The sequence below is a fragment of the Microbacterium sp. SLBN-146 genome, from assembly GCF_006715145.1.
Taxonomy (GTDB): domain Bacteria; phylum Actinomycetota; class Actinomycetes; order Actinomycetales; family Microbacteriaceae; genus Microbacterium.
Map to the genome: position 1 here is coordinate 1685145 of NZ_VFMR01000001.1, position 16424 is coordinate 1701568.

Annotated in this window: 20 protein-coding genes; 9 read left to right on the forward strand and 11 right to left on the reverse strand. The window is 68.7% G+C overall.

All coding sequences use genetic code 11. The features are described 5' to 3' along the window. Positions 1 to 21: 21 nt before the first annotated feature. Complete coding sequence (upp, locus tag FBY39_RS07150) at positions 22 to 654, reverse strand: uracil phosphoribosyltransferase (RefSeq protein WP_141931434.1); 633 nt, start codon at positions 652 to 654, stop codon at positions 22 to 24. Between the two features lie 33 nt (positions 655 to 687). Between upp and tadA the strand changes: the two genes are divergently transcribed. Beyond that, the gene (tadA, locus tag FBY39_RS07155; protein ID WP_396652256.1) at positions 688 to 1149 is read left to right on the forward strand and encodes a tRNA adenosine(34) deaminase TadA; all 462 of its coding nucleotides are present in this window, start codon (positions 688 to 690) and stop codon (positions 1147 to 1149) included. Positions 1150 to 1191: 42 nt separating this feature from the next. Here the strand turns inward: tadA and FBY39_RS07160 are convergent, their stop codons facing one another. From FBY39_RS07160 to FBY39_RS07180, 5 genes are all read right to left on the reverse strand, one after another. Continuing rightward, on the reverse strand, positions 1192 to 2121 hold the full coding sequence (locus tag FBY39_RS07160; RefSeq protein WP_141931436.1) for an LLM class F420-dependent oxidoreductase: 930 nt from the start codon (positions 2119 to 2121) through the stop codon (positions 1192 to 1194). A 25-nt stretch (positions 2122 to 2146) separates the two neighbouring features. Further along, complete coding sequence (locus tag FBY39_RS07165) at positions 2147 to 3112, reverse strand: cation diffusion facilitator family transporter (protein WP_141931438.1); 966 nt, start codon at positions 3110 to 3112, stop codon at positions 2147 to 2149. Positions 3113 to 3144: 32 nt separating this feature from the next. After that, positions 3145 to 4257: an alpha/beta hydrolase gene (locus FBY39_RS07170; protein WP_141931440.1), complete on the reverse strand. Its 1113-nt coding sequence runs from the start codon at positions 4255 to 4257 to the stop codon at positions 3145 to 3147. A gap of 102 nt (positions 4258 to 4359) precedes the next feature. Beyond that, a complete protein-coding gene (locus FBY39_RS07175; RefSeq protein ID WP_141931442.1) occupies positions 4360 to 5031 on the reverse strand; it encodes an SRPBCC domain-containing protein in 672 nt (223 codons plus the stop codon). 1 nt (position 5032) lies between these two features. Beyond that, positions 5033 to 5392, reverse strand: coding sequence for a helix-turn-helix transcriptional regulator (locus FBY39_RS07180; protein WP_141931444.1), 360 nt, complete (start codon positions 5390 to 5392; stop codon positions 5033 to 5035). A gap of 66 nt (positions 5393 to 5458) precedes the next feature. Between FBY39_RS07180 and proC the strand changes: the two genes are divergently transcribed. Further along, on the forward strand, positions 5459 to 6310 hold the full coding sequence (gene proC, locus FBY39_RS07185) for a pyrroline-5-carboxylate reductase (protein WP_141931446.1): 852 nt from the start codon (positions 5459 to 5461) through the stop codon (positions 6308 to 6310). 188 nt (positions 6311 to 6498) lie between these two features. On the opposite strand, the gene FBY39_RS07190 is transcribed toward proC, so the two are convergent. After that, a complete protein-coding gene (locus tag FBY39_RS07190; RefSeq protein WP_141931448.1) occupies positions 6499 to 7170 on the reverse strand; it encodes a TrkA family potassium uptake protein in 672 nt (223 codons plus the stop codon). Beyond that, positions 7163 to 8602, reverse strand: a complete 1440-nt coding sequence (locus FBY39_RS07195) for a TrkH family potassium uptake protein (RefSeq protein ID WP_141931450.1) — start codon at positions 8600 to 8602, stop codon at positions 7163 to 7165. Before FBY39_RS07195 ends, FBY39_RS07190 begins: the two co-directional genes overlap by 8 nt. 73 nt (positions 8603 to 8675) lie before the next feature. Here FBY39_RS07195 and FBY39_RS07200 point away from each other — a divergent pair, with 73 nt between their 5' ends. The 6 genes from FBY39_RS07200 (at position 8676) to FBY39_RS07225 (ending at position 11765) form a co-directional block, all read left to right on the forward strand. Next, positions 8676 to 9083 (forward strand): helix-turn-helix transcriptional regulator, encoded by a 408-nt coding sequence (locus FBY39_RS07200; protein ID WP_141931452.1) that lies wholly within the window; start codon positions 8676 to 8678, stop codon positions 9081 to 9083. A gap of 123 nt (positions 9084 to 9206) precedes the next feature. Beyond that, complete coding sequence (locus tag FBY39_RS07205) at positions 9207 to 10607, forward strand: HNH endonuclease signature motif containing protein (RefSeq protein ID WP_222115673.1); 1401 nt, start codon at positions 9207 to 9209, stop codon at positions 10605 to 10607. A gap of 130 nt (positions 10608 to 10737) precedes the next feature. Beyond that, positions 10738 to 10929, forward strand: coding sequence for a helix-turn-helix domain-containing protein (locus FBY39_RS07210; protein WP_141931454.1), 192 nt, complete (start codon positions 10738 to 10740; stop codon positions 10927 to 10929). 83 nt (positions 10930 to 11012) lie between these two features. Continuing rightward, complete coding sequence (locus FBY39_RS07215; RefSeq protein ID WP_003792170.1) at positions 11013 to 11111, forward strand: 30S ribosomal protein bS22; 99 nt, start codon at positions 11013 to 11015, stop codon at positions 11109 to 11111. A 106-nt stretch (positions 11112 to 11217) separates the two neighbouring features. Continuing rightward, positions 11218 to 11511 (forward strand): rhodanese-like domain-containing protein, encoded by a 294-nt coding sequence (locus FBY39_RS07220; RefSeq protein WP_141931456.1) that lies wholly within the window; start codon positions 11218 to 11220, stop codon positions 11509 to 11511. Further along, entirely contained in the window at positions 11508 to 11765 is a 258-nt protein-coding gene (locus FBY39_RS07225) for a glutaredoxin family protein (RefSeq protein WP_141931458.1), read from the forward strand. The genes FBY39_RS07220 and FBY39_RS07225 overlap by 4 nt, the downstream gene beginning before the upstream one ends. 27 nt (positions 11766 to 11792) lie before the next feature. Here FBY39_RS07225 and FBY39_RS07230 read toward each other — a convergent pair whose 3' ends face one another. The 3 genes from FBY39_RS07230 to aspS all read right to left on the reverse strand — a co-directional run bounded on the left by FBY39_RS07230 (position 11793) and on the right by aspS (position 15292). Next, positions 11793 to 12587 carry a tyrosine-protein phosphatase gene (locus FBY39_RS07230; protein WP_260838059.1) on the reverse strand — a complete coding sequence of 265 codons (795 nt, stop codon included), beginning with the start codon at positions 12585 to 12587 and terminating at the stop codon, positions 11793 to 11795. Positions 12588 to 12637: 50 nt separating this feature from the next. Next, the gene (locus FBY39_RS07235; protein WP_141931462.1) at positions 12638 to 13873 is read right to left on the reverse strand and encodes a mechanosensitive ion channel family protein; all 1236 of its coding nucleotides are present in this window, start codon (positions 13871 to 13873) and stop codon (positions 12638 to 12640) included. A gap of 78 nt (positions 13874 to 13951) precedes the next feature. After that, positions 13952 to 15292: an aspartate--tRNA(Asn) ligase gene (aspS, locus tag FBY39_RS07240; protein WP_141931464.1), complete on the reverse strand. Its 1341-nt coding sequence runs from the start codon at positions 15290 to 15292 to the stop codon at positions 13952 to 13954. Positions 15293 to 15326: 34 nt separating this feature from the next. Between aspS and FBY39_RS07245 the strand changes: the two genes are divergently transcribed. Beyond that, on the forward strand, positions 15327 to 16412 hold the full coding sequence (locus FBY39_RS07245; RefSeq protein WP_141931466.1) for a DUF368 domain-containing protein: 1086 nt from the start codon (positions 15327 to 15329) through the stop codon (positions 16410 to 16412). The last annotated feature ends 12 nt before the right edge of the window (positions 16413 to 16424 follow it).

Here is a 16424-nt window from a genome sequence, read left to right on the forward strand (position 1 = left end):
CGGTGCGCAGTGCCGCTGCCGTCAGACGGTGCCGTAGAGGCGGTCGCCGGCGTCGCCGAGACCCGGCACGATGTAGCCCTTCTCGTTGAGCCGCTCGTCGAGGGCTCCGAGCACGAGGGTCACATCGCGTCCGTCGACCTGTTTCTCGATGGCCGCGACGCCCTCGGGTGCACCGAGGATGCAGATCGCCGTGACGTCCTGCGCGCCGCGCTGGAAGAGGAACTCGATCGCGGCGCCGAGCGAGCCGCCCGTCGCGAGCATGGGGTCGAGGACGAAGCACTGCCGGTCGCTGAGGTCGTCGGGCAGGCGTTCGGCGTAGGTCGTGGGCTCGAGCGTCTCTTCGTTGCGCGCCATGCCCAGGAAGCCGACTTCGGCCGTGGGGAGGAGCTTCACCATCCCCTCGAGCATGCCGAGACCCGCGCGCAGGATCGGCACCACGAGCGGCCGCGGCTCGCTGATCTTGACGCCCGTCGTCGTCGTGACGGGGGTGCGGATCTCGATCGGCTCGACGCGCACGGCACGCGTCGCCTCGTAGGCGAGGAGCGTCACGAGTTCTTCCGTGAGTTGCCGGAAGACCGGTGAGGGGGTGCGCTCGTCGCGGAGGACCGTGAGCTTGTGGGTGATCAGCGGGTGTTCCGCGACGTGCAGGCGCATTCCTCCAGGGTAGTCGCGTCATAGTCTCGTCGTGTGAACTCCTCGTCCGCCGACCTCGCCGCGATGGATCGCGCGCTCGACCTCGCGCGTGACGCTGCCGCGGACGGCGACGTGCCGGTGGGGGCGGTCGTGACGGATGCCGCGGGCGCGGTCATCGGCGAAGGCCGGAACCTCCGCGAAGCCACGCACGACCCGACGGCGCACGCCGAGATCGTCGCGCTGCGTCAGGCTGCGGCATCCGTCGGGTCCTGGAACCTCGACGGCTGCACGCTCGTCGTGACCCTCGAGCCGTGCGTCATGTGTGCGGGTGCTGTGCTCCAGTCACGGATCTCGCGGCTCGTCTTCGGCGCGTGGGACGACAAGGCGGGCGCGGCCGGTTCGATGTACGACGTCGTCCGTGACCGCCGGTTGCCCTACCGGGCCGAGGTCGTCGCGGGAGTGCGCGAGTCGGATGCCGCGGGGTTGCTGCGCGACTTCTTCGAGGCCCGCCGCTGACGTCCGTCCATCTTCCGCCCGTCGGAGCCGCGCCCCCCGACCTCAGCGGGGGAGGAGAGGGAGCACCTCGGTGCCGAGGAACTCGACGTGCTCGACGTCGCGCAGGTCGAGCAGCTGGAAGTGCACGCGCTCGGCACCGAGCGCCCTGAGCCGCTCGACCTTCGCCGCGATCTCCTGGGGTGTGCCGACGATGTTCGTGCCGTCGCGCGCCTCGTCGAGTGTCTCGCCGACGTTCTCGGCGCGGCGGACGAGCGCCGCCTCATCGGCGCCGGCGATCGTCGGGAGGGCGACCGAGAGAGTGAGTGTCGCGGGGTCGCGCCCGATCCGTTCGCAGGCCTCGCGCACACCCGCGAACTTCTCGGCGATGACCTCTTCTGCGACGAACCCGATGTTGAACTCCGTCGCGTAGCGCGCGGCGAGGGAGGGAGTGCGCTTCGCTCCACCGCCCCCCACGATGACGGGCATGCGTTCCTGCACCGGCTTCGGAAGCGCGGGTGCGTCTTCGAGGCGATAGTGCTCGCCGTCGAAGGAGAAGGTCTCGTCGATCGGGGTCTGCCACAGCCCCGTGACGATCGCGAGCTGTTCCTCGAACCGTCCGAACCGTTTGTCGGGGAAGGGGATGCCGAGGGCCCGATGCTCGGCCTCGAACCAGCCTGTCCCGAGCCCGAACTCCACGCGACCACCCGACATCGCATCGACCTGCGCGACCTGGATCGCGAGGATCGCGGGGTGCCGGTGCGTTGCGGAGGACACGAGGGTGCCGAGACGGATGCGCGACGTCTCGCGCGCGAGCCCCGCGAGCGTCGTCCAGGCGTCGGTGGGACCGGGCAGAGCGTCGCCGGGACCCATCCTCATGTAGTGGTCGGACCGGAAGAACGCGTCGAACCCGACACGCTCCGCCGTCTGCGCGAACGCGAGCTGGTCGTCGTACGAGAAACCCTGCTGCGGCTCGGTGAAGATCGTGTACTCCATCCGACCATCCTTCCAGCGGCGGGGATCAGTCGGACGAGCGGACCACGAACTCCTCTGTCGCGGGTCCCGCCGCAGCCCTCGCGCGGTAGACGTCGGGCTCCAGGTAGACGATGCGCGCGGCCGGAACGGCGTCCCTGATGCGCGCTTCGACGATGTCGATGTCGTGCGCGACCTCGACGAGCGACTTGTCGGTCGGGAGTCCGATCTTCGCCGCGACGAGCAGTTCGTCGGGGCCGAGGTAGAGCGTCTTGAGGTGGATCAGCTTCTCGACCTCGGGGCCGTCCTCGACGGCGGAGACGATGCGATCGTGGTCGGCATCCGTCGCCCCTTCGCCGACGAGGAGGCTCTTGGTCTCGATGCCGAGTGTGATCGCGACGAGGATCAGGAGCGTCCCGATCATGAGCGTGCCGATCGCGTCGAAGAGCGGGTTGCCCGTGATCCACGTGAGCCCGACGCCCAGCAGCGCGAAGACGAGGCCCGTCAGGGCGGCGACGTCTTCGAGGAGGACGACGGGGAGCTCGGGAGCCTTCGCGCGGCGGACGAACGAGACCCACGACTGCCCCTTCTCGCGCACAAGGTTGCTCTCGTGGATGGCCGTGCGCAACGAGAACGACTCGAGCCCGATCGCCACGATGAGGACGAGGATGGGGATCCACACGTTCTCGAGTTCGTGGGGGTGCGTGATCTTGTCGACGCCTTCGTAGATCGAGAAGAGTCCGCCGACGGAGAAGAGGATGATCGCTACGACGAAGGCGTAGACGTAGCGTTCGCGTCCGTGCCCGAACGGATGCTCCCGGTCGGCCGCCCGCTTGGCGCGGCGCCCGCCCAGCAACAGGAGCAGCTGATTGCCCGAGTCGGCGACCGAGTGGATCGCCTCGGCGAGCATCGAGGCCGAGCCCGAGAAGAACCACGCGATGAACTTCGCGACCGCGATTCCCATATTCGCCAGGAACGCCGCGATGATCGCCCGCCCGCCACCCGATGCACTCATGCGGGGGAGCTTACGCCCGCCCGGCGACGTCGTCAGTCCGCCGAGCGGATGATGATGGCCTCGGTGGGCGGCGACGGGTTCGCCGGGATGCCGACGTACCCGATCCGCGAGAGGAGCGCGCGGCGGAACTCCGCGGGACGCTCGAGGTGCGGGGCATGACCGACGCCCCCGAGGAGGACCTCCGTGACGTCGCCTCCCGCCGCCGTGTACGCGCCGAGCACGTCGCGCGTCTGCGACACCATCTCCTGTGCTGGGGCGGCGTCGGCTCCCGGCCATCCGGGGATGATCCCGAGCTGGCCCAGATGATTGAGGTCGTAGAACGACGTGTCGGAGACGATCGCGTCAGCCGTGCCGTGGATCCACAGGATCGGCGGCTTGGGCTCGATGTCGACGATGCCGGAAACGTCGAAGTACTGCGGCGCCATCGTGTTGAGCACACCGAACCGTCCCGCCGCGAATCCCGGCCAGTTCTCGCTCGGGACACCGTCGCCGGGGTAGTTCGCGTCGGCCGTCGACGTCGTGAGCATCGACTCGACCCACAGGTCCTCGTTCTCGCTCGTGAAGCCCGGCGCGACGTAGCCCGAGCGGAAGACGCTCCGCGGCGATGTCGGGGCCTCGTCGCTCGTGTCCTTGGCTGCGAGCCGCTGCACGAAGTCGGGGTTGGCCCCGCCCGCACCCGCGCCCGCGTCGTCGTCGGTCACCCGTGTGCCGTCGCGTCGTGTGCCGCCGAATCCGTACGGCGACACGGGCGCCTGGAGCGTGAGGCTGAGTGCGGGGTGGTCGAGCGCGTACTGCATCACGACGCCGCCGCCCATCGACCATCCGACGAGGTGCGCTGTCGGGATGCCGAGCGCTTCGAGCGTCGCGTGCACGTCGTCGCTGAAGTCCCGAACCCCGCGCGTCGCATCGACGGGAGCATGCTCGCTCCCTCCGAAGCCGCGCAGGTCAATCGCGATGACGCGGAGGTCGCTCGGGAGATCCTGCATGATCTCCTGCCAGAAGAGGCTTGACGAGACGTTTCCGTGAATGAGGACGACGGTCTGCTCCGGTGCCGTGGCGGGATCGTCTCCCGTGCGTTCGAGGATGTTCACCGCGAGCCGCGGCGTCTCGATGATGCGTGAGCTGATGCCGTCGAGCAGGGTCATGATCGGGGTCCTCCGGGTGCGGCCGCGGGGGGCGGCGCAGCCCCCTCCGGCTCGACTATAACCCCGCTCACCCGTGCTCACCCGGGGGTTTCGCCCCGGGTGTCACGCCTCGGGGGACGCGGGTGCGGGTTGGCCCGTGTAGAACCGGTACGTCGCCTCGGCGGCTGCGGCGGCGGCATCCGGATCTGCCCCGCCCGCGACGTGCGCCTCGGCCCAGGCATCCGCGGCACGCCGCGAGAACCGCATGCCCTCCTCGCTCAGCGACCACGCTTCCGCGTCGGCCGGAGTGACGCTCGCGTCGCTCCGCAGATGCAGCGCGAGCCCGAGGAGCGACAGATCCCATCCGACGCCCGTCGCTCCGGGTCCGTACAGCTCCCAGAAGCCCGGCGGCACATCGCCCGGGCGGGCCGCATGTGCGAGCTCGAGCCGCGTCGAGTCGCCCTCCGCCGTGAGCACGATCTCGACCCAGGAGACGGCGCCGCCCATCTCCCACGACAGGCGGTATCCGGCGCTGCCGTCGGCGGGCGGCGAGCACGCGAGGACGTCTCCGCCGGCGTTGCCGACGATCTGGTAGCGCCCGCCGAGCACGGCATCGCCTTCGACCGGCGCGAACCAGCGTGCGATCCGTTCGGGGCTCGTGACGGCATCCCAGACGTCGTCGATCGGCGAGGCATAGGTCTGCACGATCCGCTGGAGGCGCAGTTCCTCACCCTCGGTCTGCTCGATGCCGGTGCTGCGGCTCACGGCGCGGATCTGGGTGTCGACGTCGACCATGTCAGTTCTCCTTCATTGGGGGCGGCGGTGCGGGGGCGCGGCGCGCCTTGCGTCCGCGCGCGAGTTCCGTTCCGAGAGCATCGAGGCGCGGCTGCCAGAAGCCGCGGAACGGATCGAACCATTCGTCGGCGGCTTCGAGCGGCGCGGGATCGATGGCGTAGAGCCGCCTCGTGCTCTCGCGGCGGACGGTGGCGAACCCGTTCTCGCGCAAGACGCGGAGGTGCTGCGACGTGGCCGGCTGCGAGATGCCGAACTCGTCCTGCACCGTCGCAGCGATGTCTCCCGCGCTCCGCTCGCCTGTGGCGAGGAGCTCCAGGATCCGGCGCCGGACGGGGTCTCCGAGGACGTCGAGAGCGTGCATGGTCCCATGATTCAGCCGCGGCTTATATAAGTCAATACCGAAATAGGGGCGATCTAAGATGAACCCATGACCGCGTTGCTGCCGCCCATCGCCATTCTCGGAGCAGGATCGATGGGCGGTGCGATCCTCTCGGGCCTCGTCGAGTCCGGCCTGCTGGCCTCGGGTCTCGAGGTCAGCGGGATGACCGTGACGAACCGTTCACGCGCGAAGGCCGAAGCGCTCGCCGGTCTTCCGGGAGTCACGAGCGTCGCGCTCGAAGACGCCCCGACGGGCAATCCGGATGCCGCCGGCTCGGCCGACATCGTGCTGATCGGCGTCAAGCCGGTCATGGTTCCCGACCTCCTGAGAGAGATCGCGCCGCACCTGCGCCCCGGAACGATCGTCGTGAGCCTCGCCGCCGGCGTGACGATCGCCACCTTCGAGCAGATCCTGGGGCCCGGCATCGCCGTCCTGCGATCGATGCCCAACACTCCCGCGGTCGTCGGGAAGGCCGTGACGGGGCTCGCTGCCGGGGCATCGGCATCCGACGACGACGTCGCCGTCGTCCGCCGCCTGTTCGAGACCTGTGGGTCGGTCGTCGAGGTTCCGGAGTCGCAGATCGACGCGCTGTCGACGATCTCCGGATCGGGTCCGGCGTATGTGTTCCTGCTCATCGAGGAGCTCACGAAAGCCGCCGTCGGCAAGGGCTTCTCCGAAGAGCAGGCACGGCTCATGGCCGAGCAGACGTTCATCGGCGCGGCGGCGCTGCTCGAGGCATCCGGAGAAGACCCCGCGGAGCTGCGCCGGCGCGTCACGAGCCCGGCCGGAACCACGGAGCGCGCGATCGCCGTCCTGCAGGCGGCGCGCCTCGACGTCGTCTTCGAGAGTGCGACGGATGCCGCGCTCGTGCGGGCCCGAGAACTGGCCGCCCCGGCCTGAGCCGCGGTCCTGAGTCGCCCGGTCCTGAGTCGCCCGCCCGGAGCCGCCCGGCGTGCGAGACGACACGCGGCGTGCCAGACGACACACGGCGTGCGCGCGAGGAATGTCGTTTCGTGCGCGCCGTGTCGACTCGGGAGCCACCGCCGAGCGGGAGCCACCGCCGAGCGGGAGCCCCGCCGAGGCGCGAGTTACCGCTCGAGGGCGGCGAAGCGCTCGATGTCGACGTTCGTCCCAGACACGATGATGAGGTCGTGGTTCGTCACGATCGTGTTGGCCTCGGCGTAGCGGAACGGCTTTCCAGGGCTCTTCACGCCGACGACCGTGACGTTGTACTTCGTGCGGACGCCCGACTCATTGAGGCCCACGCCGCGGATGAACTTCGGCGGGTACATCTTGGCCAGCACGAAGTCGTCGTCGAAGCGGATGAAGTCGAGCATTCGCCCGCTCACGAGGTGGGCGACGCGCTCGCCGGCTTCGCGCTCGGGGTAGATGACGTGGTTCGCGCCGACGCGGGCGAGGATCTTGCCGTGCGACTGCGAGACCGCCTTCGCCCAGATCTGCGGCACCTTGAGGTCGACGAGGTTCGCCGTGATCAGGACGGATGCCTCGATGAGCGACCCCACCGCGACGACGGCGACCTGGAAGTCCTGCGCCCCGATCTGCTTGAGCGCGTCGATGTTGCGTGCGTCCGCCTGCACCGTGTGGGTGACGCGCTCCGACCACTTCTGGACGAGGTCGAGGCTCTCGTCGATCGCGAGCACTTCGCGCTCGAGTCGGTCGAGCTCTCCCGCGCACGCCGCGCCGAAACGGCCAAGCCCGATCACGAGGACGGGTGCGTCGCTGCGAATCCTCTCACCCAACGATCGGCCTTTCCACTGGCAGCGCGTAGAGCTGCGAACGGGACGACGCAGCGACCGCTGCGGCGAGTGTCACTGTACCAACGCGACCCATGACGATGGTGATGGCGAGGACGTAGACGGCAGGATCCGGCAGTTCCGCCGTCAGTCCCGTCGACAGTCCGACGGTGCCGAACGCCGAGATGACGTCGAAGAGCACGTCACCGAGGTCCGCTTTCGTGATCTGCGTAATGATGATCGTCGACAGGGCCACGATCGTCGATCCCCACGCGACGACGGAGAGGGCGACGCGCAGGACGTCGCTCGGGATCCGGCGTCCGAACACCTGGTTGGATGCGCGTCCTTTCGCCTCGGACCAGACCGCGAGCGCGATGACGGCGAGCGTCGTGACTTTGATGCCACCCGCCGTCGACGCCGACCCGCCGCCGACGAACATGAGCATGCACGCCACGAGCAGGCTCGACTGGTTGAGTTCGCCGATGTCGAGGAGCGAGAATCCGCCCGAGCGCGTCATGGCGGACAGGAAGAACGCCTGGAACGTCGTGTCCCACGCGTTCTGCGTGCCGAGCGTGAGCAGGTTGTCGTACTCGAGGATCAGGAAGACGACACCGCCGCCGATGAACAGGGCCACCGTCGTGATGATCGTGAGCTTCGCGTGCAGCGACCAGCGGCGCACGTGCCAGAGGTGCCGGCGCAGCGTGTAGATGACGGGGAATCCGATCGAGCCCATGAAGACGCCCGCCATCAGCACGGTCAGGAAGAAGTAGTCGTTGGCGAACGGGGTGAGCCCCTCGGCGTTGGGGGTGAAGCCCGTGTTCGTGAACGCCATGGCGGCGTAGAAGGGCGCCTCCCACAGTGCCGTGTACCAGGGGATTCCGGCGAGGAGGAGCCCCGGAAAGAGGAGCGCCGCTACGACGCCTTCGATCACGAGGGTCGACAGCGCCACGGTCGCCAGCAGGCTGCCGATCTGGCCCAGCTGCACCGTCTGGCCCTCGTTGACGGGACCGCCGTGCGAGCGCAGGGGGTTCGAATCGCTCGCGGCGATGAGCTTCGCGCGCAGGCCGAGGCGCCGCGAGATGACGAGGCCCAAGATGGATGCCAGTGTCAGCACGCCGAGCGCGCCGATCTGCACGCCGAGGAACACCAGCACATGGCCGAACGGCGACCAGTGCGTCGCCATGTCCACTGTCGCAAGGCCCGTGACGCAGATCGTCGAGACCGCCGTGAAGAAGGCGTCGGCGAAGGGCGTCACCTGGCCGTCGGCGGCGGCGAAGGGCAGGGAGAACAGGGCTGTGAAGACGAGGATCAACGAAACGAAGATCAGGATCGCGAAGCGCGAAGGCGACCGTTGCGTCAGTCCGCGGAAGAAGTCCACGATCGCATGGCCCGCTCTGCGTACCGTCGAGGTGCCCGGAACGCGCGTGGCGTCCGGCATCCGGATCCTCCCTGTCACGGTCCCACGGTAGGCCCTCATGGTACTCCCCAGCGTCCGCGGCTAATCTGAGCACATGGCGGACATCTTCGACGTGATCGCGGACGGCACGCGTCGCGACATCTTGCGACTCCTGCTCGATCGCTCCGCCGACGGCGAGCGGGGAACGAGCGTCTCGCAGATCGTGCACGAGCTGGGCGTCAGCCAGCCGACGGTCTCCAAGCACCTCAAAGTGCTGCGCGACGCGCACCTCGTGTCGGTCCGCGAAGAGGGGCAGCACCGCTTCTACAGTCTCGCTGCCGAGCCGCTCGACGAGATCGACGATTGGCTCATGCCGTTCCTGAGCGATGGGACCGAGTTCGAGTTCGGTGGTCCGTCGACGCTGACGGAGGGTGCGGCACATGCCGCCGACGTCGTGGGCCGGGCTGCGGCATCCGCCAAGCACGCCGTCGCTGCCGCGTTCAAGCGCCTGCCCAGCCGCTGAGTTTCGGGTCGTCTGGGGCGGCGTCGCGAGGCGCCGACACTGGTCGTGGTTCCGCGTGTTTCCGCGCGCAAGAGGCCTGTGGATAACCCGTTTCGCGGATGGGTCGGCGCCTAACATTAGAACATGCGTTCTCCTCGGTTCTCCGGCATCAGCGACGGTGATGCCGCCGTTCTCGCGCAGATCGTGGCCGACGTGGAGAAGTCGCAGTCGATCATCGCGGCGGCGCAGGCGGAGCAGACTCGCGCTCTCGCACGCGCTGGCGAATTGGCTCGCACGCAGACCGCGGGATCTCGTGCTTCGGTCCGCGATCACGACATGGCGCTGAGGTCGATCGCGGCAGAGTTGGCCGGGGTCTTTCGGGTGACCGATCGGTCTGTCCAGCGCCAGATCGGCGACGCGTCGGTGCTCGTGGCCGACTATTCCGAGAGCATGGCCGCGTGGGAGAGCGGGCGTATCACGCGAGGACATGTCCGAGTGATCGCCGAGGCGGGCGCGGTTCTGCCGGTGGAGCAGCGGGGTGAGTTCGAGTGCGAGGCGCTGCGGCGATGCGAGCGCGAGACTCCGGGCCGAGTGCGGGCGGAGCTCGATCTACTGGCTCAGCACCTGCACCCGCGGCCGCTCACCGAGCGCCACGCCGAAGCGGCCAAGGGGCGACGCGTGCGGGTCGTCACGGTCGGCGACGGCATGTCCGAACTCTGCGCGACGATGCCTTCGCTCCTGGCCGACGCGATCTACGATCGGATCACGCAGCAGGCTCGCTCCGTCATCGATGCGCGCAAGGTGACCGGTACGGCCGACGACGGCGACGCGGATGCCGCGTCCCGCGGTGCAGCCATCTCGAACGACACCCGCACGACCGACCAGGTGCGGGTCGATGTTTTCGCCGACATGCTCCTCACGGCGGCGCCCGACGCCGATCCCACCCGCACCGATGACGGTCCGGGAGTGCTCGGCGCGATCCGCGCGAAGGTCCAGGTCGTCGTTCCGGCGCTCGCCCTCCTCGGCGTCACGAAAGAGCCCGCCGATCTCGTGGGACGCTCGCCCATCGACGCCGACACGGCCCGTCGGCTCGCCGGCGCCACGCGCGTGCCGTGGGAGCGGATCCTCACGCACCCCGTGACGGGTGCCGTCCTGCACGTCGACGCGTACCACCGCACGACGGCGATCGATCGGCACCTGCGGGCGCGCGATCAGCACTGTCGCTTTCCCGGATGCCGGATGCCGGCTGTCCGCTGCGAAGTCGATCACACGGTCGACGCCGCCCGTGGAGGCCCGACGCGGGTCGAGAACCTGGCCCACCTGTGTCAGCGCCATCACAGCATGAAGCAGTTCACCGCCTGGCGCGTGCGACAGCTGCCTGGCGGCGTCCTGCAATGGACGTCACCGCTCGGACGTGTCTACGACGATCATCCGCCGACGCTCGGCGTGCACTTTCGGCCATCGGGGAGTCCTGATGCGACCCCGAACTGGCGCGCTGAACCGTGGACGGTCGATCCGCGACGTACTGGCTCGCCACCGTTCTGAGGAACCCGAGGATGAGCAGGGCTCCTGAGAACTCCCGCACCAGTCGTCACAAGGGCCACGCGGGTTTACACGCGTACGCTCCTGACCCTAGAGTGGCCACAGCAGACTGGGGAAAGATCTGGAGGGCCCGATGGCTGAGTTGCCCGATATGCGCTTCTTGACCGTCGCAGAGGTCGCGGAGCTTATGCGCGTGTCCAAAATGACGGTGTACCGGCTCGTCCACGCGGGGGAACTCCCCGCTGTGCGGTTCGGACGGAGCTACCGCGTGCCCGAATCGGCGGTCACCGCCGCCCTGCAACGTCCTATCGCCGACGTCGGCTAGACTGATCCGAGGCATTTTTTCCGATTGCCAGATCCCGGGCGCAGGCGACCCTGCGTCCAGACCCCGATCTAGTGAGGTTTTCCGTGGGTTCAGTCATCAAGAAGCGCCGCAAGCGCATGGCGAAGAAGAAGCACCGCAAGCTGCTTCGCAAGACTCGCCACCAGCGCCGCAACAAGAAGTAAGCGGCATCCGCACCAAGCGCCTCCCGGCCGACCGTCGTGTCGTCGAAGGGGGCGCTTCGTGTCTCGATAGCGCCCTCATGAGCCATCGCATCGAAGGAGACAGCCGATGAAATCGGTAGACGTCCAAGCTCTCCAAGCCGGCACGGGCCGGCCGCTCATCGACGTGCGCGAGGAGTGGGAGTACGCCGAAGGCCACGTGCCGGGTGCCGTGAACCTTCCCATGTCGACGCTCGGAGAGCACCTCGACGAGCTCCCCGCCGAGCCGTTCGACGTCATCTGCAAGTCCGGAGGGCGTTCCGCCCGCGTCATCGAGGCACTGACGCCCCGAGGACACGACGCGACGAACGTCGACGGCGGAACCGACGGATGGATCGCGGCGGGGTTCCCCGTCGAGCGATGACGACGCTCACCCTCATCACGAAGCCCGACTGCCACCTGTGCGACGTGGCCCGCGAGGTCGTCGAGACAGTTCTCGCCGACCTGCCGGACGACGTCGCCGACGCTGTCGAGGTCGATGAGCGTTCCATCATGGACGACCCGGCGCTCTACGACGTGTGGTGGGAGAAGATCCCCGTTGTGCTCGTGGACGACCGCCTCGTCGGCCACTGGCGGATCTCTCCCGAGCGTCTTCGGGCCGCACTCGCCGTCGAGTAACCCCGCCGTCGCCCCGCGCCGACGTCGTCAGCCTGCGAACCGCGAACGGACGCCCTCGAGCTCCGCGTCCGTCAGACCGCCGGACTGCAGGTATGCCGCCGATCCACCCCGCTCATCCAGCCACGCGAGCACACGCTCGATCGCGTCCGCGGGGCTGCCGCCGATCAGCTCGGCGAGCGGCGGAGTGACGGTGACGCCGAAGCGCTCGATCGAGTGCGTCATCGCACCGAACCAGGCCCCGCTCAGGTTCTGCTGCGTCGCGGTGTAGTCGGCGACGATCGCGGGGCGCTCCACGCCCACGGCATCCAGGATCACCGCCGTGCAGACGCCCGTGCGGTCCTTCCCGGCCGTGCAGTGGATCAGGACGCCGGGATGATCGGCGTCCTCGGGGGTGGCGATCATCCGCGCCACCTCCGCGAAGGGAGTGGCGCCGTGATCGAGCATCTGCGCGTACATGTCCCCGAGCGTCGGAAGGTTCGCCATCGCCGCCTCGGCAGCGCGTCCGAGGGCCGAGTGGTCGCCGAGCGCGCGGGCTTCGAGTGCTTCACCGACGATGTGCGACATCGCGCCCTCGAGGAGCGGTAGGTGCATATCCCGGATGCGCCGCGCGGCGGGTCGGCGGTCGGGAGCGAGGTCACGCTCGATCGGGGTGCGGAAGTCGACGATGACGCCGATTCCGGATGCCGCGAGCTCGGCTTCTCCCGCCGGTGTAAGGGCGTGGAGGGCATCCGAGCGGTACAACACCCCGTAGGCGGTGGGCTCTCCCGCTGTCGGCAGTCCGCCGAGATCGCGGAAGTTGACGGTACCTGGCAGTTCGCTCATGACGGTCACCGAGCCAGGCTATCCGGAGCGTCGGGGACGGCGCCCCGTCATCACGGCGTGCGGCGCGCCGGTGGGTCGATCTCGGATGCCTCGGGGTCCGCCGTGATGATCGGGATCGCGTTCGTGAATGCCGCCGCGCGCTCCTCGGCCTCAGCGCTGCCCGTGAACAGCCCGGGTGACACCTCGGGCATCTGGGTGTCCACGGGATCCTCCATCGCCCGGCTGTTCGTCGACGCTCCTCCCGCGGTCGGATTGTCTGCGACGAGCACGCGCTGAACCGGAACCGCGTCGGGCATCGAGCGCTGGATCCACGTCACCATGCCTTCGCGGACGTAGCAGCGCAGATCGAACAGCGTCGGTGCATCCTTCGCCGTCACGAGGATGCGAACTCGGACGAGTCCGCCCACGGCATCCGTCACCTGGACGACGGAGGTCCGGCCGTCCCACAGATCGGTGGTCGCGAGGATGTCCTTCAGATGCGCTCGGATGTCAGCGGGCGACACCCGCCAGTCGACGTCGAGTTCGACGGCGCCGAGAAGCTCGCTGCTCTGACGGGTCCAGTTCTGGAAGGGCTGCGTCGTGAAGTAGGTGCACGGGAGGACGAGCCGCCGGTCGTCCCACAGGTTCACGACGACGTACGTCAGCGTGATCTCGCCGATGCGGCCCCACTCGTTCTCGACCACGACGACATCGTCGACGCGCAGCGCGTCGCTGAAGACGAGCTGCACACCGGCGAAGATGTTCGCCAGCACCGACTGCGCCGCGAGACCCGCGACGATCGAGGCGATTCCGGCGGATGCCAGGATGCTTGCGCCCACCGCGCGGACGGCGGGGAATGTCAGGAGCATCGCTCCGATCGCGATGATGACGATGAGGACGATCGCGAGTCGGCGCACGATGAGCGTCTGCGTGCGGATGCGACGCGCGACACGGTTGTCGGGAACGTCGATGCGGTGCCGGCCGAGCGCGATGTCGGTGACGAAGAGGACGGCGCCGGCGAGCATCCACGCCGATGCGGCGATGACCGCCATCGTGAGCACCTGCTCGATCACCGGCATCCATTCCCCCTCGGATGCGGCGGGGAAAGCGAGGCCCACGGCGATCCACAGGCCGATGAGGAGCAGGACCACCCGGAAGGGCGCTCTCAGTCGACGGACCAGTCCTTCCGGCCAGGACTGCTTACGCGCCAGGAGGCGCGTCGCGAGCGAGACGAGTGCGGCGAAGACGGCTGCCGCCGCGAGACAGACGGCGACCGTGATCGCGAAGGAGACCCAGGGATCAAGCATCCGGCCACCTTACGGACCGAGTCTCCGAGACCCCTCACCGTGGGGGCTGCGGCAGCTGATATCGGGACCGGCGTCCTGCTACGGCGCGAGGCGCGTCGGTCCGCGGAAGAGGTAGGTCACTTCGCGGATCGACGACTCTCCGAGGAGGAGCATCAAGACGCGCGCGAGGCCCATCCCGAACCCGCCGTGGGGTGGTGCACCGAACCGGAAGAAGTCGAGGTAGAAGTCGAGGTGCTCGGGGTCGAGCCCCTTCTCCTTCGCCTGCTCGATGAGCACGTCGACGCGGTGCTCGCGCTGCGCGCCCGTCGTGATCTCGACGCCGTTGAAGAGCAGGTCGTACGACTTCGTGAGCCCCGTCTCCTCGTCTCGCATGTGGTAGAACGCACGGATTTCGGGGTGGTAGTCGGTGATGAAGACGAACTGGTGGCCGTAGGTCTCCTCGACGTACGCGGCGATCTGACGCTCGCCCTCGGGGTCGAGGTCGCCGTCGGTGCGAGGGATGTCGTAGCCGCGGCTCTTGACGATCTCGCGCGCCTCGGCGAGCGGGATGCGCGGGAAGGGGACCGCGGGAACGCGGACCTCGACGCCGAAGAGCTCTTCGATCTCGGCGCCGTGCTTGTCCTTGACCGCCTGGAACGCCGTCTGGAGGAGTTCCTCCTGCATGCGCGCGACGTCTTCGTGCGAGTCGATCCAGCTGATCTCGGCGTCGATCGAGGTGAACTCGGTCGCGTGGCGCGACGTGAACGACGGGTCGGCGCGGAAGGCCGGGGCGATCTCGAAGATCTTGCCGAAACCCGCGACCTGGGCCATCTGCTTGAAGAACTGCGGCGACTGCGCGAGGTAGGCCGTCTGGTCGTTGAAGTACTCGAGCGAGAAGAGCTCAGCGTTGGACTCGGACGGGCTCGCCATGAGCTTGGGGGAGTGGACCTCGATGTAGTCCCGCTCGATCCAGTACGTGCGAAGGGCGTGCTCGAACGTCGTCTGCACGCGGAAGATGAGGTTGTTGCGACGCTGGCGGAGGTCGAGGAAGCGCCAGTCCATGCGCTTGTCGACACTCGAGTCGGCCGCGATCGGCGTCTCGGGGTTGGCCGCCGCCGCGATGTCGAGCGTGCCGATCTTGATCTCGACGCCGCCGAGCTTGACCCGCTCGTCGTGCTTGAGCTCGCCGTGCACCGTGAGGAAGGTGCCCGTCGCGAGCTCGGAGATCGCCGAGGTGAGGGCGAGGGCTGCGGCATCCTGGTCCGTGCCGTCTTCGGCGGGACGCGTCGCGGGGTTCACGAGCTGCACGGCGCCGGTCTCATCGCGCAGGATGACGAACTGCACCTTCTTCTGATCGCGCACCGTCTCGACCCACCCGGACACCGAGACGGGTCCGTCTTCGCGGGACAGCAGCTGGGAGACGAGAGTGCGTTCAGTCACGAGCACTCAGTCTACGTGCGGGTAGGTTCGAAGAATGCCGCCGCACTCACCTGCCGACGACAAGCCCCTCCGACCCTCGGGGACGTCCGACGTCTCGGGATCCACCGAGCCCCGCACCGACGTTCCGCCCCTCCCTCTCGATACGCCCCGTCCGGACCGGCGTTTCCAGCCCGTCCACCTCGTGCTCAACGCCATACGCGGCGCTCTCATCGGGCTCGCGGAGCTCGTGCCCGGGATCTCCGGCGGAACCGTCGCACTCATCACGGGTGTCTTCGAGCGACTCATCGACGGCGCCTCGCACGTCGTGTCGGCGTTCAAGCGCCTCGTGTTCGGGCCCGAGAGAGTGCGAGGCTTCGCTTCGGAGATGCGTCGCGTCGACTGGTGGCTCGTCGTGCCGGTCGTGAGCGGCATGATCGCGATCCTGCTGACGCTCGCGGGACCCATCGAGCACCTCGTGAGCAGCAACGTCGAGGCCTCGCGGGGGCTCTTCTTCGGCCTCGTCGCCGTCAGCATCATCGTGCCGCTGCGCCTTCTTCCCAAAGGCCCGCACTCGACGGGCGCGGTGATCGGCGGAGTGGTGCTCTTCGTCGTCGCGGCCGCCGTCGCTTTTCTCCTCATCGCGCTGACGGGGTCGGAGGTCGACGCGGAGCCGCCGCTGTGGTTCGTCGGGATCGCCGCCGCGATCGCCGTGTGTGCGCTCGTCGTGCCGGGTGTGTCGGGCTCCTTCTTCCTCCTCGCGGTGGGCTTGTACTCGCCGACCCTCCGCGCCGTCGACGAGCGCGATCTCGCCTACCTCGGCGTCTTCGCGCTCGGTGCCCTCGTCGGGCTCGTGACCATCGTCCGCGTCGTCAAGTGGCTCCTCGACCGATATCGCCGCCTCACGCTCCTCGCGATGTCGGGCCTCATGCTCGGTTCCCTCCGGGCCCTGTGGCCGTGGCAGGACACCCCGGAGGACTCCCACGGGGTCGGTGCGCTCCTGCTTCCGACGGAACCCCTCGCGCTGCCGATCCTCCTGGCGCTCGCCGGGGCCACCGCCGTCATCGTCCTCCTCGTCGTGGAGCACCATCTCCACCGGCGGACATCGGCAGCGACCCAGGTGCCGAGCCTCGACATCGAGTGACGCACGCTCAGC

Bases quoted from the DNA above. Each gene is read 5' to 3' on its own strand.
- upp (WP_141931434.1), bottom strand. From the start codon at position 654: ATGCGCCTGCACGTCGCGGAACACCCGCTGATCACCCACAAGCTCACG.
- FBY39_RS07160 (WP_141931436.1), bottom strand. From the start codon at position 2,121: ATGGAGTACACGATCTTCACCGAGCCGCAGCAGGGTTTCTCGTACGAC.
- FBY39_RS07165 (WP_141931438.1), bottom strand. From the start codon at position 3,112: ATGAGTGCATCGGGTGGCGGGCGGGCGATCATCGCGGCGTTCCTGGCG.
- FBY39_RS07170 (WP_141931440.1), bottom strand. From the start codon at position 4,257: ATGACCCTGCTCGACGGCATCAGCTCACGCATCATCGAGACGCCGCGG.
- FBY39_RS07175 (WP_141931442.1), bottom strand. From the start codon at position 5,031: ATGGTCGACGTCGACACCCAGATCCGCGCCGTGAGCCGCAGCACCGGC.
- FBY39_RS07180 (WP_141931444.1), bottom strand. From the start codon at position 5,392: ATGCACGCTCTCGACGTCCTCGGAGACCCCGTCCGGCGCCGGATCCTG.
- proC (WP_141931446.1), top strand. From the start codon at position 5,459: ATGACCGCGTTGCTGCCGCCCATCGCCATTCTCGGAGCAGGATCGATG.
- FBY39_RS07195 (WP_141931450.1), bottom strand. From the start codon at position 8,602: ATGCCGGACGCCACGCGCGTTCCGGGCACCTCGACGGTACGCAGAGCG.
- FBY39_RS07200 (WP_141931452.1), top strand. From the start codon at position 8,676: ATGGCGGACATCTTCGACGTGATCGCGGACGGCACGCGTCGCGACATC.
- FBY39_RS07205 (WP_222115673.1), top strand. From the start codon at position 9,207: ATGCGTTCTCCTCGGTTCTCCGGCATCAGCGACGGTGATGCCGCCGTT.
- FBY39_RS07210 (WP_141931454.1), top strand. From the start codon at position 10,738: ATGGCTGAGTTGCCCGATATGCGCTTCTTGACCGTCGCAGAGGTCGCG.
- FBY39_RS07220 (WP_141931456.1), top strand. From the start codon at position 11,218: ATGAAATCGGTAGACGTCCAAGCTCTCCAAGCCGGCACGGGCCGGCCG.
- FBY39_RS07225 (WP_141931458.1), top strand. From the start codon at position 11,508: ATGACGACGCTCACCCTCATCACGAAGCCCGACTGCCACCTGTGCGAC.
- FBY39_RS07230 (WP_260838059.1), bottom strand. From the start codon at position 12,587: ATGAGCGAACTGCCAGGTACCGTCAACTTCCGCGATCTCGGCGGACTG.
- FBY39_RS07235 (WP_141931462.1), bottom strand. From the start codon at position 13,873: ATGCTTGATCCCTGGGTCTCCTTCGCGATCACGGTCGCCGTCTGTCTC.
- FBY39_RS07245 (WP_141931466.1), top strand. From the start codon at position 15,327: ATGCCGCCGCACTCACCTGCCGACGACAAGCCCCTCCGACCCTCGGGG.